Here is a 14846-nt window from a genome sequence, read left to right as displayed (position 1 = left end):
CATTTAAAAAAAATAAAGTCATGAGCATTGCAACCAAAGACATTAGAAACGTGGTATTTCTTGGGCATTCAGGTTCTGGAAAAACCACCTTTATCGAGACCATGTTATTTGAAAGTGGCGTAATTCCACGCCGTGGTTCGGTTGAAAATCACAATACCATTTCGGATTTTACCGATTTAGAACACGAAAGAGAAAATACCTTATACAGCCACTTAATGCACGTTAAATGGCACAACAACAAAATCAACATCATAGACACTCCAGGTTTCGACGATTTTATTGGTGAAGTAGTTTCTTCGCTTAAAGTAGCCGATACCGCTGTAATTCTTCTAAATGCGGCTTCTGGCGTAGAAGTAGGAACTGAAATTGTTTGGGAATACGTTCAAAACTATCAAACGCCTGCTTTTCTTGTTATCAATCAAATGGATCAACCAAAAGCAGATTTTGAAACTACTTTAGAGCAAGCGGTAAATCGCTTTGGGAATAAAGTAATTCCGATTCAATTCCCTTACAATTCAGGTGAAAAATTCAATAGTATTATCGATGTTCTTCGCATGACGATGTATGTTTTTCCAGAAAATGGTGGAAAACCAGAAAAAATGCCAATTCCAGAATCTGAATTAGAGAAAGCCAACGCGCTTCATAACGCCTTAGTAGAAGCAGCTGCTGAAAATGAAGAAGGTTTAATGGAAAAATACTTCGAAAAAGGTAATTTAGACGAAACCGAATTAGCAAAAGGATTAACTATTGCGCTTGCTAACCAACAAATATTTCCTGTTTTCTGTGCTTCGGGATTGAAAGATATGGGAAGCGGAAGAATCATGGGATTTATTGATGATATTGCACCATCTCCAGCTGACAGACCAGCCAAAAAATTAGAAAATGGTGTCGAATTAAAATGCGATGCTTCAGACAAAACCACAATTTTTATTTATAAAACGCTTTCTGAACCTCAAGTGGGAATGGTTTCGTATTTCAAAGTGCTTTCTGGCGAATTGAATGCTGGCGATGAATTAGTTAATGCCGATAACGGAGAAACTGAACGCTTAACTCAATTATTCGTAGCCGAAGGTAAACAAAGAACTTCAGTAGAAAAATTAGTTGCAGGAGATTTGGGTGTAACTGTTCGATTGAAATTTGGACATTCAAACAACACATTGAATGCTAAAGGTGTAGAAAGAAAAGTAAGAAAAATGCAATTTCCTGATAGCAGAATTAGAAAAGCGGTTGCTACTGCTAATCTTGCCGATATGGAAAAAATGATTAAAGCATTCCATCAAATTGAAGAAGAAGATTTGACTTTTAAAGTGGAACAATCTTCGGAATTAAAACAAACTATTGTTAACGGTCAAGGACAATTGCATTTGGATTTAATCAAACATCGTGTTGAAAATGAAAACAATATCGAAATCGTTTTTGAAGAACCAAAAGTGCCTTATCGTGAAACCATAACTAAAGCCGCAAAAGCTGAATACCGTCATAAAAAACAAAGTGGCGGTGCTGGACAATTTGGTGAAGTTCATTTAACGATCGAGCCTTATTATGATGATATGCCAGAACCACAAGGCGTAAACGTTCGCAACAAAGAAATTGAGGAATTGCCATGGGGTGGAAAATTTGCGTTCTATTGGTGTATTGTAGGTGGCGCTATTGATAATAGATACGCTACTGCTATCAAAAAAGGCATCATGCAATCCATGACCGAAGGTCCGTTAACGGGTTCTAATTGTCAAAACATTCGCGTTTGTATTTACGATGGTAAAATGCATGCTGTAGATAGCAATGATATTTCGTTCCAATTGGCCGCTTCTCATGCGTTTAAAGAAGCTTTTAACGAAGCAAGACCTCAGCTTTTAGAGCCTTATTATCAACTTGAGGTGCTTTGCGAAGATGCCTACACCGGCGACGTTATGGGCGATTTACAAACCCGAAGAGCCATCATTCAAGGCATGGACACCGATGGTCATTATCAAAAAATTATTTCCGAAGTGCCACTAGCTGAACTCAAAGATTACGGCTCAACACTTCGTTCATTAACACAAGGAAAAGCAAAATTCAAATTGGAATTTAGTAATTATCAACTGGTTCCAACTCATGTTCAGGAAAGTTTAGTTATAAGCAATGCGGTTTTATCTGAATAATGAATGAATTTTGATTCTGGAAAAGCTTCTTCAAATCGAGGAAGCTTTTTTTGTGCGTATTTTTAACGTTTTAAAAAATAAAATTAAAAATTAAAAAATTTACTACTGATTATTAGTAAATTAGTATAAAAAATAAAACGGTGGAAATTTTAGATAAAAATAAAACGGTATCGCAATTAACATTACTATACATTTTAGTGGTTGTTGCCTTTTCCTTTTTTGATTTGAAATCATTTCCCATTCTTGAATTTCTGTTAGGTAGTATTCGGATTCCGCTTCTTATTTTAATGTATTTTCTTGCTTCAAAAATCAAAAGCACGCTCTATTTTAGCGCTTTAATTTTGTTCTTTTTTGCCTATTTATTCTTTAGAGAAAATACGCCTTTCTTTAATTTTATTGGAGCTATCATTTCACTTGCTTATCGCATATTAATCTTCATCATCGTTTATAAAAGTATTGAAAATAAAAATTGGTTGGCGATAGTTTTAGCTTCTATTCCTTTCTTTTTTATCTATCTGTATGCGTTACTTTTGATAGAAAGCGAAGTGAAAATAGATTTTTATCCATGGGTTGTAAACGGATTTTTAACATCTTTCATTGGCGGAATGGCTGCTTATAATTTCCTGTTTCAAGATAAGAAAAGGTTATATTGGTTAATTATAAGCGCCATTTTGTTTGTGATTCAAATTGGAGTTTTCTTAATCAACAAGTATTACTATCCTGATGAAATTTTAAGAATGTTAACCATTATTTTGTTTGGAATTTCCAACTTCACTTTTTACAAATTTGTAATACTACAAGAAGAATTAAAACTTAAATACACATCTTAGTTTAAAGTTTTCTAACTTTGCTCCATGAAATTCACTTATCCCAAACACGAAAAATTAAAAAGCAAAACTACGATTGACTTGTTGTTTTCAGAAGGGAAATCGGTTTCAAAATACCCATTACGTTTAGTTTATGTTGAAAATACGGAGCCAAATGCCGAACTAATTAAAATGGGTGTTTCAGTATCAAAAAAATACTTTAAAAAAGCGGTAGATCGCAATTATTTCAAACGTGTTTTGCGCGAAACCTATCGTTTAAACAAGCATCTTTTGATTGATAATTTAGAAAAACCACATGCGTTTATGTTTTTCTATCAAACAAAAGAGCGACTTTCCTATCAAGAAATCGAAGAGAAAACCATCCAACTTTTTCAAAAATTCAACGAAAGGCAGAAGTAAATTGCACTTTTGGTTTAATTTTTGCTCAAGATTCTTTACTTTCGTAAACTGGTATAATTCAATACTTCAACATGAAAAAATATTTCAGAGGAAAAATTATCATTCCTGTTCTGGCTGCGGGTTTCTTATTTGTTGGTGTTAGTTTCAAGAACGACTTTTTTGAAATTGCCAAGCAAATCGAAATCTTTACTGGACTTTTCAAAACCGTTAACCAAAATTACGTGGACGAAACCAATCCAGGTGAAATGATGGATAACGCCATAAAAAACATGTTGAAAGAATTAGATCCGTACACAGTTTTCTTTAACGAACAAGACGTTTTAAAATTCAAAATCAACAATACGGGAGAATACACTGGCATTGGCGCTATGGTGCAACGCAAGGAAGGAAAAGTTTTTCTAAAAGAAATTTACAAAGGATTTCCAGCCGATAAAGCCGGTTTAAAAGCTGGTGATGAAGTAATTCAAATTGGAGACATTAGCCTAAAAGAATACAAAGAAGATGCTTCGCAATTGTTTCGTGGCGCAAAAAACACGAAGGTTGAAATTCAATACATTCGTCAAGGAAAAACGCAGAACGCCACTATTATATTAGATGATGTTGAAATTAAAGCGGTTCCATTTTTCTCGCTTTTAAAAGACAACACAGGTTACATTGTTTTAACGAAATTTACTGAAAAGGCGAGCTTTGAAACCAAAGCAGCGTTATTAGAATTGAAAAAACAAGGCGCTAACAAAATCATTTTAGATTTAAGAGGAAATCCTGGTGGTTTATTGCATGAAGCTGTGAATATTTGCAATCTTTTTGTTCCTAAAAACGAATTGATTGTAACCACAAAATCGAAAAATCCAAAACACAATTTAGAATATCGTACCAAAAACGAACCTATCGATTTAGAAATTCCGATTGCGGTTATTGTGGATGGAAAAAGTGCTTCGGCTTCGGAAATTGTAGCGGGTGCGATTCAGGATTTAGATAGAGGTGTGATTTTAGGTACCAGAAGTTTTGGAAAAGGATTGGTACAACGTCCATTAGATTTGTCTTATGGAACGCAAGTTAAAGTAACGATTTCGAGATATTACACTCCTTCTGGAAGATGTATTCAAGCTTTGGATTATTCGAAAAAAGACGAAAACGGAAAAGCTATTAAGAAATCGCAAAACGAATTCAATGCCTTTAAAACCAAAGCTGGAAGAACCGTTTATGATGGCGGTGGTGTTTTACCCGATATGGAAATTGAAGAAACCAAAACAGCAACAATAACGGATGCAGTTATTAAAACGGATGCTATTTTTAACTTTGCTACGCAATGGTATTATAAAAACCCAACCGTTTCAGGAATTCCTAACATTTCAGATGCTGATTTTGTTGCTTTTAAAGCATTTTTAAAGCAAGAGAAGATCAGTTTAGATACCGAAACTAACAAAGCGCTTAAAAACGTGCTTGAAACGGCTAAAAAAGAAAAAATAGACACTCAAATTTCAAATGAATACAAACAATTAGAGTTGGCTATAGAGAAAAATCAGGAAATAGAATTGGACAAAAACAAGAACCAAATCAAAAAACTGATTCAGGAAGATTTAATTACACGTTACCAATATCGCGAAGGTTTATATCTATTTTACACAAAAGAAAACTTAGAAATTGAAAAAGCCATTGCTTTATTAAACAATCAAACGCAATACAAATCAATATTAAAAAAATAAGATGACACGTTTACTTTCCCTACTATTTTTATTATTTTCAGTAGTTTCATTTGCTCAAGAAGATGAAGAAGTACACTCGATATTTTTCGAATTTGACAAATACAATTTAAAGGAAGAACAAGCCGATGCCGTAGTTGCTTTTGTTAGCAAAATCGACACTTCGCGCATCGAATCGGTTCAGATTTTTGGGTATTGTGATGATCGAGGTAAAGACGCTTATAACTATACTTTATCTACAAATAGAGCCAATACAGTTAAAGATAAACTGATTGAAAAAGGAATTAAAAGTAAAATTATCATTACACTTGAAGGAAAAGGTAGAATTATGCTTGATGAAGACATGCAAACCAATGTTCCTGAAGCGCGCTCTAAAAATCGAAGAGTAGATGTAGTGGTAAATTTCAAACCTATTGTAATTGAAGATTTTAAAATTCCTGGTGTTTATAGTACAATTAAAAAAGACCGAATTGTAGGTGATAGAATTTATTTAGATCATGTTTTATTTGAAAGAGGCAGTAGCCAATTAACTTATAAAGCCAAGAAAGAGTTAGACCGAATTGCATTAGAATTACACAAATACAAAAACATCCATTTCGAAATTCAAGGTCATGTTTGTTGTACACCAACCTTCCAAAAAGAGGCTGTTGATCGCGATACAAAAAAACGAGAATTATCAATAAATCGCGCTAAAAGAGTATATAATTACTTTTTGATGAAACGTATAAGTAAAACTCGTATGACTTACAAAGGATACGGCAACACCCAATCTTTGAAAAAAGGCAGCACTTTAGATAGAAGAGTAGAGCTTTTAATTACTAAAAACGATGTGGTTCCGGTAGAACCGAAGAAATAGTTATTTTTTCTTCATCTGAATATGCGGAATATCGTCTTCTAAATACATTTCGCTAGTTTGGATAAATCCGTGTGATTCGTAGAATTTTTTCAGATATTCTTGAGCGGAAATCGTAATGGCAGTTTCATCGAAATTTTCTTTTATAGATTCAATTGAAACGCGCATTAAGTCATGTCCGAATTTTTTATCGCGGTATTTTGGGCTTACCGCAACTCGTCCAATCGAAGTTTCATCAAAATAATAGCCTTTGTTGAACAAACGAGAATATGCAGCCAAATCGCCGTTGAAATACCCTAAAACGTGAATTGCCTTCTCGTCTTTACCATCAATGTCTTGATAAACGCAATTTTGCTCCACTACGAATACTTCTGAGCGAAGTTGCAGTAAAGAATATAGTTCGAATGTAGAAAGTTCGTTAAATCGCTTTATTTTGAATGATATTTCCATATTAAAAAAGAAGTTCCCTTAATCGGGAACTTGATATTATTTTAAAAACTTAACCGATTGAATAATCGCTTCCAACTCGAAAACCAAATCACGCTTCGATTTTGACGGATTATAAGTGAATCCTTCCAAAATTAAATAGCGGTTATTTTTTGTGTCTTTGATTGCGTAGTTCACAAAAGGACCTGCCATGAAATCGTTTTTCAATTCCCAAGTTCCTTTAGTTAAATAGGTTTTTTTACCGTCAACGGTTACATCAAATAAATAAGGAGCATAAGCTGCTTCTGTAATCATCCAAGTATTTGGTAATGTTCCGTGAATGTTGGCTTTTCCAATTTCATCACGCATTGCTGTAATGTTAGCGATGATATTGTTATCTTTTTCTACTTTTTCAATTGGAACCTGATAAATTAAAATACTGTTATAACCTGAGGTAAATTCTTTTCTTAACCAAATGAAATTATCTTTTACCATGTCATATTTATATCCAAAACCAATTTGCAAGCTTATTCCAAATTTATCTTGTAATTTAGTATCTGGAACTAATGATTTTTTCATTCGAATTTGATTCTCAATAATTTCAGCAGCTTTAATTGTTTTGATAATCTCTGCCGATTTTTCTTCGAGAACATTTAAAACATCTTCTGTATCACTTCCAGAAATAAAAAATATATTTTGCGGTTTAGCAAATTTATTAGTAGTTGAAGTAAAACTAGCTTCTTTCCCTTTCTTCACAACAATAATATTACGGCTTTTACGAACAAACCCTTCAAAAACTTTTGTTGGATATTGATTTAAGGTGAATAATGGCTCTTCTTGTGGCAAACCATCTACTGGAGCAGCAAATTTTTTACGAATACTATCACCTATTTCTCCGTTCCACAAGTTATCATCTATAATAATCGAAACATTATTGATTTTTCCATTTGATTCTGATAAAATGGCTTGCGTGTCTTCTTTAGAAGTTTCTTTACAAGACAAAAACGATAGGGCTACAAAAGTTAAAACTACTAATTTTTTCATGGGTTAGAACAATTTATTATCCGTTAATTTTTAATTTCATTCCAGGTTGAATATTATCACCGCTAATATCGTTCCATTTTTTAATATCTTCTATGGAAACGCCTGGAAATTGTTTTGAAATTGAGAATAACGAATCGCCACTTTTAACCGTATAAGTCCCGTCATTATTAGATTTAGACTCTGTTTTAACGATTACTTTTTTATCCGAATAAATTTTTAATTTTTTTCCTGCCTGTATGGTATTTCCCTTTATGCTATTCCATTTTTTTAGTTCAGTTATGGAAACATTATACTTATCGGCAATTTTTCCTAAACTTTCACCACTTTTGATGGTGTGAAACTGTGTTTTTCGCTCAAATTTAGGTTTACTTACATATGTGGAATCCGCGTTAGATGCTATCGAATCTTTTGAAGTGGAAGTAATAAATTCCGATTTTGTTTTTTCTTTATAGGTTTCTAAATAATTCAAATAAGCGTAAATTTTCTCTTCGTTAGAAACAAATAATCCCATTTTATTTTTTGGCAAACGCAAGTAGTGCGGTTCATCTGCATCAAACGGAATTACCTTTAATTTATAAATCGGATTTAAAAACTCTAATTGCTCTTCCGAAATATCCAATAACTCCGCAATATGTTTGAACGACATTTGCTTTTTCACCATAATCGTATCGGTCTCAAAATAAGTTAATGGCGCTTTTTTAGGCATAATTCCGTGCTCTTTTTTGAACTCGTATATGTAAAAAGTAGCTAAAAAGGCAGGAACATAATTTGCAGTTTCTTTAGGTAGATTTTTACGAATGTTCCAATAATTTTGACTTCCGCCCGAACGACGAATCGCTTTTGAAACATTTCCTGGTCCGCAGTTATAAGCTGCTAAAACCATGCTCCAATCACCAAAAATTCCGTATAAACTTGATAAATATTGACAAGCTGCTTCCGTTGCTTTTAATGGATCGTATCGCTCATCAACATAAGAAGTAACTTCTAAATTGTATTGTTTTCCTGTTGGGTACATAAATTGCCACAAACCAGAAGCGCCAACTCTTGATTTAGCTCTTGGATTTAATGCCGATTCAACAATAGCCAAATATTTCAATTCTAACGGAATGTTATATTTTGCTAAATGCTCTTCAAACATTGGGAAATAATATTCTGAAATCGCCATTAAACGCTCAAATGCTTTCGGACGATTTTTCAAAAATGCCTTAATCGTGTTTTCCAGAGCAGGATGATATTCGATATTAAAAGGCGATTTAGCATCCATTTTTGCTAAACGCTTCTTTAGTAAATCGGTCGAAAGATCATAGCTAACTTCTGTATCGATATCTATTGAGGAAATATCGGTATACATGTCATTCGATAGCTCGAAATTCGCTAATTCCGTCAACCATCTTTCATCAATACAATTGCTAGTACTATGATTTACAAAGGTTGTTTTCAAAGAATCTAAATAGGACATCTTTGGTAACGGAAGTATATTTTCCTTTTCTGCTGTTTCCTGTGCAAAGCTAAAAAGCGACAGAAAAAGAGATGTTATTATTAAAATTTTTTTCATTCTGTTTTTTGTTTTTGGGGCATGCTAATCATTAATAACTTAATAACCAGCGTTTTATTGTATTCTTAATCTAAAATAGCTGCAATTCCAGGTAAGGTTCTACCTTCCAGCATTTCTAACATCGCTCCACCGCCGGTAGAAACGTAACTCATCTTTGGCTCTAATCCAAATTGTTTTACAGCCGCAACACTATCGCCACCACCAACAAGTGAAAAAGCACCATTTGCAGTTGATTCTGCAATATATTCTCCTAACGAAATTGTTCCGTTTGCAAAATTTTCCATTTCAAAAACACCTAATGGACCGTTCCAAAGAATAGTTTTAGAATCTAAGATTATGCGTTTGATAATTTCTAACGATTTTGGACCTGCGTCTAAACCTTGCCAACCGTCAGGAATTTTATTCACATCTACCACTTGTGTATTGGCGTTATTTGAAAAGGCATCGGCAGCAACAACATCAACTGGTAAATGAATTTGAACACCTTTTTCTTTAGCTTGTTTTAAAATTTCGATTGCCAATTCTAATTTATCGTCTTCACAAATTGAATTTCCGATTTTTCCACCTAATGCTTTTATAAACGTAAACGTCATTCCACCACCAATAATCATGTGGTTTACTTTATCTAAAATATTTTCAATTACTGTGATTTTTGAAGAAACTTTACTTCCTCCTAAAATCGCAACCACAGGTTTTTCAGAATTTTTTAATACTTTTTCGATGCTTTCAATTTCTTTAGCTAACAAATAACCGAAGCATTTCGCATCTTGAAAAAATTGCGCAATAATAGTAGTTGAAGCATGTGCTCTGTGAGCTGTTCCAAAAGCATCGTTCACATAAATATCACCTAAAGAAGCTAATTTTTTTGAGAATTCAACATCTCCTTTTTCTTCTTCGGCATAAAAACGTAAGTTTTCTAATAATAAAATTTCGCCCGGTTGAAGATTTTTTGCTGCATTTTCAGCAATTTCTCCAATACAATCCGAAGCAAAATGTACTTTTTGACCTAAAATTTCTTCCGTTTTTGCAACAATGTGTTGTAACGAATATTTCGCTTCAACTCCTTTTGGTCTTCCTAAGTGACTCATTAAAATTACACTTCCACCATCTTTCAATATTTTGTCAATTGTAGGCTTTGCTGCCTCGATTCTTGTAGCATCTGTAACTTTAAAATTTTCATCTAAAGGCACATTAAAGTCTACTCGGATAATTGCTTTTTTATTATTGAAATTGAAGTCGTTAAGTGTTTTCATTTGTGTCGAATTTTAATTTGAGCGAATGCAAATATAAATTATTGTAATTTAAATCTTTATAACAAATATCATATTTTGCATTTTTTTAAATTCTTTTAAAACCAACTTTTTGATTTCTTTTATACCAATTTTGGTAATTTTTGATTAGGTTTGTTCCATGCTTTTCAAAGATATTTTAGGACAAGAACATATTAAAAATCACCTAACTAAGAGTGCCGAAGCTGGAAGAATTCCGCACGCTCAGTTGTTTGTGGGACCCGAAGGTTGCGGAACGCTTCCTATGGCGATTGCATATGCGCAATATATTTTGTGTGGCAATGTTGGCGGAGAAAATGTAGGCGAAAACTCCACTTGTAACCTAAAATTCGAACATTTTTCGCATCCCGATTTACATTTTGTTTTTCCTGTTGCAGGAACTGATAGCGTTAAAAGTCATGCGGTTAGTGATAATTTCATGGTAGAATGGCGCCAATTTTTAACTGAAAGTCCTTATGGAAGTTTGTTTGATTGGTTGAAAAACCTTGGAATTCAGAACAAGCAAGGTTTAATTGGAGTTGATGAAGCAACAGAAATCAACAAAAAATTAGCATTAAAAGCTTATGAAGGCGGTTACAAAGTAATGATCATTTGGATGGCCGATAAAATGAATGGTCCTTCGGCAAATAAATTATTAAAATTATTAGAAGAACCGCCAGCTAAAACCGTTTTTATTTTAATTACCGAAAGCACAAGCGATATGTTACAAACGATTTTGTCGCGTTGTCAAGTGATTGATTTTATTGGCTTGAGCGAAAGTGTAATTGCAGAAGCTTTGGTTTCACGTGAAAATTGTGAGCCAACTATTGCTAAAAAAATCGCGCATCAAAGCGAAGGAAATTATAACAAAGCGTTGCATATTTTACGAAAAGAGGATGATGAATATCCTTTTGACGAATGGTTTGTAGAATGGGTGAGAAGTGCTTTTCGTGCCAAAGGAAATGCCGCTGCCATCAACGATTTAATTGCTTGGAGCGAAAACATTGCATCCACTGGAAGAGAAACGCAAAAACAATTTTTACATTATTGTATTCACTTCTTCAGACAAGCTTTATTAGTGAATTATAAGGCAAATGATTTGGTGTTTTTAGAAACAAAAGTGCCTAAATTTGAATTAGAAAAGTTTGCTCCGTTTGTAAATGGTGCAAATATTACAGATATTTACAAAGAATTAGAAGACGCTATTTACCACATTGAACGCAACGGAAATAGCAAGATCATCTTAACCGATTTATCTATAAAATTAACTCGATTAATCCACAAAAACGCATAATTATGACACAAGTAGCTCCACAATTATTAGTTTTAGCTTTATTAGCAATTACTTTCTTACAATCTGGATATGATAAAATTAAAGATTGGAAAGGCAATGTAGAATGGTTAACTGGTCATTTTGCTAATACTATTTTAGCAAAACAAGTTCCTTTTGCTTTAATGACAATTTTAATCTTAGAAATTGTTGCTGGTGTATTGTGTGTTTCTGGAATAATTCAATTAATTGCTGAGCCAGCCGTTACTGGTGGGCTAGGTTTTTATGGTGCTATTGTATCTTGTATTACTTTGCTTATGTTGCTTTTTGGACAACGTTTAGCGAAAGATTATGATGGGGCAAGAACCATTGTAATTTATTTTATTCCAGCAGTTATGGCGGTTTTTTGGTTGAATTAACCCAAACTCGCTTTATACAATCTCAACTCGTCCCAGGTAAATTTATCGCCGTGAATTTCTTTTAATTCGCCTAAACTTTCGCCTTTAAAATCTTTAAAAGCCGCTTTTAATTCTGAAATTTTATCTTCTGCTAAAATGTCGGAAAGTTGCACGATTTCCATTTGAATCAACTTGGTAAAATGGTTGTAGATAGTTTGTGGAGTGAGCTTTCGTTGCTTTGCAATTTCGTAAATCGATAAGTTTTGCTTCCACAATTCCAAAGTATCTTCGATAGTAGATTTCTTTGGCTCTTTTGTTTTTTTCTTTTTCGAATCGGTGTAATACGAAACGTCTTCATCGTCTTCTACTAAAGCAGCGTGAGAAGTTCTAAAGCGTTCTGCCACAACTACTAATTTATTGATTTTGTAGGTACTCATGTCTTCCGAAATTAAATTTTTCTTCGAAATTTCTTTTCCTTCGACAATGATATTCGTTAATAATTTTGCTTTTTTAAGTTGTAAAATCGCTTTAATTTGAAGCTCTTCTAGAACTAACAATTCATCATAAAATGCTTTTACTTTTTTGATGCGTTTTACTTCTTCGATTTTCAACAACAATTCTTCTGCGACAGCATCTAACGTTTTAAAAAAATATTGATAAGCCGCATCACATCGATCCTTCACGAAATTCACATCCAAATTTTCATCGTAGAAAATTTTCTGCAATTGCGATAGAAATTTTCCAGAAGGTTCTAAAATTTCGGCGATTTTTTCTTGTTGGTTTTTTGCCCAATTGTTATGCTTCGTTTTTGGCGATTTTGGTGCTTCGGAATTGTAACTAAACAAATGATTGCGCCATTCTTGACCTAATTCTTTGAAATCAAATGAATTAAGCAAAGTATTCAGCCAAAAAAACAACGTTTCTTTAGCTAACGAATGTTGCAAAATTTCTTCGGAAGCTTTGTTTTCGGCATAATTGAGTACTTCTTTATCGCTCGAAATACCATTCATTCGCAGCGGAGACAGTAAAATAAGCCCTTTTAACGAACGTAAACGCGATAAAGCCACATACGCTTGTCCGGGCGCAAAAACTTGCGATACATCGAGCGCTGCTTTGTCAAAAGTTAAGCCTTGACTTTTATGAACGGTAATTGCCCAAGCCAATTTGATAGGGTAGTGGACAAAAGTTCCAATGACTTCTTCTTCAATTTCTTTAGTATTTTCGTTGACTTTGTAGCGAATATTTTGCCATTCGTAGCGTTCTACTTCAATCGTTTTGTTTTCTTCGGGAAAGTGAACAAAAATTTCTTTTTCGGTTAACGAACTGATAACGCCCATTTTTCCGTTGAAGAATTGTTTTTCGAAATTCAAATCGTTTTTAATAAACATGACTTGCGCTCCGACTTTAAGTTGCAATTTTTCTTCTAACGGATAAATTTTTTCTGGAAAATCAGCTGTGATTTCTGGTAAATAGGTGAATTGCTTTCCTTCTAAATCTTCTAAAGATTTTGCATTTATTGTATCTGCTTTGGAATTATGCGTGGTTAAAATGATGAAACCTTTATTTTTCTTCAGATCAAAATTGGGTTGTACAAATTGATTCAGAATTTTAACATCATCCGAAGTGATTCTATTATGACGTAAATTGTTCAAAACATCAATAAACTCAGCATCGGTTTGGCGGAAAATTTTATCTAATTCGATGTATAAAGGCGGATATTGTTGAATAATGTGCGAATGAAAAAAGAACATACCACGATAATAATTCTTTAGCATTTCCCATTCTTCATTTTTCACTACTGGTGGTAATTGTAATAAATCTCCTATAAAAAGAACTTGAACCCCACCGAAAGGTCTTTCATTTCTGCGTACTTTTCGCATCATAAAATCCATGGCATCTAATACATCAGCACGCAACATAGATACTTCATCAATTACCAACAATTCCATATTTCGAATTACTGAACGTTTCACGTTATTCATCTTAAAATGACGTCCTAACGAATCGCGATTTTCGAATTTTACGGTGTCGGAAAAGTGTGGAAGTTGCTTATTATCAGGGATGAAAGCAGCAAAAGGTAATTGAAACATCGAATGAATGGTTACGCCATTTGCATTCAAAGCGGCAATTCCTGTAGGTGCTACAACAACCGTATTTTTATGTGTCGTAGCGATAATTTCTTTTAAAAGTGTGGTTTTTCCGGTTCCTGCTTTTCCGGTAAGGAAGATGGATTTATTGGTTTGATTAATAAATCTAAGGGTGTAAGTGGCTGCGGCTGATAATGGTTCCATATGGCGTAAAATTTTAAAAAACAAATATATAGAAACGAACAGAAATAAAAAAGTCCCGATTACTCGGGACTTTCAATTATTTTTTTTCTTCTTCCTTAGTGGCTACTTTGTCGTCTTTCTTAGTAGCTTTATAAGTCTCGTTAAGTTCTTTTAAAACTTCTTTTGTGATATCATAACCATCTTTAGCGTAAAGAACTGTTGCAGCATCACCTGTTCCGTAGATATAATCATATCCTTTTTTCTTACCGTAATCTTTGATGAATTTCTTTACTTCACTAATTAAAGTGTCTTTTAAAACCGCTCCTTCTTGTTGTAATTGTTGAATTAAAGCATTTTGTTCAACACCTAATTGTTGCTCTCTTTGTTGTAAAGCAGCACCCATTTGTTGTGCCCATTGTGGTCCTTTAGCTTGAGCATTTTGACGGAAATTTTGAGCTTCAGCCTGAAAAGCTCTTACTTTAGCTTCTAAAGGACGGCCTAATTCTTCCGACTTAACTTTGAATTTATCATCTTCATCTTTAAACTTTTCGTATTTCTCGATTATCTCTGATGTGTTGATATATGCTGTTTTGAATTCTTTTGAATTTGTTTCTGTTTTGTTACAAGCTAAAATGCTTAAAGCAACGCCTAAAATTAAAATGGCTTTTTTCATTTGATCTAAATAATTAATA

Annotated in this window: 13 protein-coding genes; 7 read left to right on the top strand and 6 right to left on the bottom strand. The window is 33.5% G+C overall.

Features of this window, described 5'->3' with window-relative positions:
* Positions 1–20: 20 nt before the first annotated feature.
* From OJ995_RS01800 to OJ995_RS01780, 5 genes are all read left to right on the top strand, one after another.
* A complete protein-coding gene (locus tag OJ995_RS01800; protein WP_264367873.1) occupies positions 21–2141 on the top strand; it encodes an elongation factor G in 2121 nt (706 codons plus the stop codon).
* Positions 2142–2281: 140 nt separating this feature from the next.
* Positions 2282–2971 (top strand): hypothetical protein, encoded by a 690-nt coding sequence (locus OJ995_RS01795; protein WP_264367872.1) that lies wholly within the window; start codon positions 2282–2284, stop codon positions 2969–2971.
* A 24-nt stretch (positions 2972–2995) separates the two neighbouring features.
* Positions 2996–3367, top strand: a complete 372-nt coding sequence (rnpA, locus tag OJ995_RS01790; protein WP_264367871.1) for a ribonuclease P protein component — start codon at positions 2996–2998, stop codon at positions 3365–3367.
* 71 nt (positions 3368–3438) lie between these two features.
* On the top strand, positions 3439–5073 hold the full coding sequence (locus OJ995_RS01785) for a S41 family peptidase (protein ID WP_264367870.1): 1635 nt from the start codon (positions 3439–3441) through the stop codon (positions 5071–5073).
* Between the two features lies 1 nt (position 5074).
* Positions 5075–5926, top strand: coding sequence for an OmpA family protein (locus tag OJ995_RS01780; protein WP_264367869.1), 852 nt, complete (start codon positions 5075–5077; stop codon positions 5924–5926).
* Here the strand turns inward: OJ995_RS01780 and OJ995_RS01775 are convergent, their stop codons facing one another.
* The 4 genes from OJ995_RS01775 to OJ995_RS01760 all read right to left on the bottom strand — a co-directional run bounded on the left by OJ995_RS01775 (position 5927) and on the right by OJ995_RS01760 (position 10201).
* On the bottom strand, positions 5927–6373 hold the full coding sequence (locus OJ995_RS01775; RefSeq protein WP_264367868.1) for a GNAT family N-acetyltransferase: 447 nt from the start codon (positions 6371–6373) through the stop codon (positions 5927–5929).
* 36 nt (positions 6374–6409) lie between these two features.
* Positions 6410–7393, bottom strand: a complete 984-nt coding sequence (locus tag OJ995_RS01770) for a DUF4837 family protein (protein WP_264367867.1) — start codon at positions 7391–7393, stop codon at positions 6410–6412.
* Positions 7394–7409: 16 nt separating this feature from the next.
* Positions 7410–8948, bottom strand: coding sequence for a lytic transglycosylase domain-containing protein (locus OJ995_RS01765; protein ID WP_264367866.1), 1539 nt, complete (start codon positions 8946–8948; stop codon positions 7410–7412).
* A 65-nt stretch (positions 8949–9013) separates the two neighbouring features.
* Positions 9014–10201 carry a phosphoglycerate kinase gene (locus OJ995_RS01760; RefSeq protein ID WP_264367865.1) on the bottom strand — a complete coding sequence of 396 codons (1188 nt, stop codon included), beginning with the start codon at positions 10199–10201 and terminating at the stop codon, positions 9014–9016.
* A gap of 157 nt (positions 10202–10358) precedes the next feature.
* Between OJ995_RS01760 and OJ995_RS01755 the strand changes: the two genes are divergently transcribed.
* Both OJ995_RS01755 and OJ995_RS01750 read left to right on the top strand, forming a co-directional pair.
* The gene (locus tag OJ995_RS01755) at positions 10359–11510 is read left to right on the top strand and encodes a DNA polymerase III subunit (RefSeq protein ID WP_264367864.1); all 1152 of its coding nucleotides are present in this window, start codon (positions 10359–10361) and stop codon (positions 11508–11510) included.
* A 2-nt stretch (positions 11511–11512) separates the two neighbouring features.
* Positions 11513–11905 (top strand): DoxX family membrane protein, encoded by a 393-nt coding sequence (locus tag OJ995_RS01750; protein WP_264367863.1) that lies wholly within the window; start codon positions 11513–11515, stop codon positions 11903–11905.
* Here the strand turns inward: OJ995_RS01750 and OJ995_RS01745 are convergent.
* Both OJ995_RS01745 and OJ995_RS01740 read right to left on the bottom strand, forming a co-directional pair.
* The gene (locus OJ995_RS01745; protein ID WP_264367862.1) at positions 11902–14175 is read right to left on the bottom strand and encodes a helix-turn-helix domain-containing protein; all 2274 of its coding nucleotides are present in this window, start codon (positions 14173–14175) and stop codon (positions 11902–11904) included. The two genes, OJ995_RS01750 and OJ995_RS01745, sit on opposite strands and share 4 nt — an antisense overlap.
* 76 nt (positions 14176–14251) lie before the next feature.
* The gene (locus OJ995_RS01740) at positions 14252–14827 is read right to left on the bottom strand and encodes an OmpH/Skp family outer membrane protein (protein WP_264367861.1); all 576 of its coding nucleotides are present in this window, start codon (positions 14825–14827) and stop codon (positions 14252–14254) included.
* Positions 14828–14846: the final 19 nt, after the last annotated feature.

Origin of the sequence: Flavobacterium lacisediminis (genome assembly GCF_025909975.1) — a bacterium.
In the GTDB taxonomy this organism is placed as follows: domain Bacteria; phylum Bacteroidota; class Bacteroidia; order Flavobacteriales; family Flavobacteriaceae; genus Flavobacterium; species Flavobacterium lacisediminis.
Note: the sequence above shows the minus strand (reverse complement) of the source record. Positions and strands in the feature narration are given on the sequence as shown.

Coding starts and splice junctions, on each gene's coding strand:
- OJ995_RS01775 (WP_264367868.1), bottom strand. CDS start 6,373: ATGGAAATATCATTCAAAATAAAGCGATTTAACGAACTTTCTACATTC.
- OJ995_RS01785 (WP_264367870.1), top strand. CDS start 3,439: ATGAAAAAATATTTCAGAGGAAAAATTATCATTCCTGTTCTGGCTGCG.
- OJ995_RS01755 (WP_264367864.1), top strand. CDS start 10,359: ATGCTTTTCAAAGATATTTTAGGACAAGAACATATTAAAAATCACCTA.
- OJ995_RS01780 (WP_264367869.1), top strand. CDS start 5,075: ATGACACGTTTACTTTCCCTACTATTTTTATTATTTTCAGTAGTTTCA.
- OJ995_RS01760 (WP_264367865.1), bottom strand. CDS start 10,201: ATGAAAACACTTAACGACTTCAATTTCAATAATAAAAAAGCAATTATC.
- OJ995_RS01765 (WP_264367866.1), bottom strand. CDS start 8,948: ATGAAAAAAATTTTAATAATAACATCTCTTTTTCTGTCGCTTTTTAGC.
- OJ995_RS01750 (WP_264367863.1), top strand. CDS start 11,513: ATGACACAAGTAGCTCCACAATTATTAGTTTTAGCTTTATTAGCAATT.
- OJ995_RS01800 (WP_264367873.1), top strand. CDS start 21: ATGAGCATTGCAACCAAAGACATTAGAAACGTGGTATTTCTTGGGCAT.
- rnpA (WP_264367871.1), top strand. CDS start 2,996: ATGAAATTCACTTATCCCAAACACGAAAAATTAAAAAGCAAAACTACG.
- OJ995_RS01770 (WP_264367867.1), bottom strand. CDS start 7,393: ATGAAAAAATTAGTAGTTTTAACTTTTGTAGCCCTATCGTTTTTGTCT.
- OJ995_RS01740 (WP_264367861.1), bottom strand. CDS start 14,827: ATGAAAAAAGCCATTTTAATTTTAGGCGTTGCTTTAAGCATTTTAGCT.
- OJ995_RS01745 (WP_264367862.1), bottom strand. CDS start 14,175: ATGGAACCATTATCAGCCGCAGCCACTTACACCCTTAGATTTATTAAT.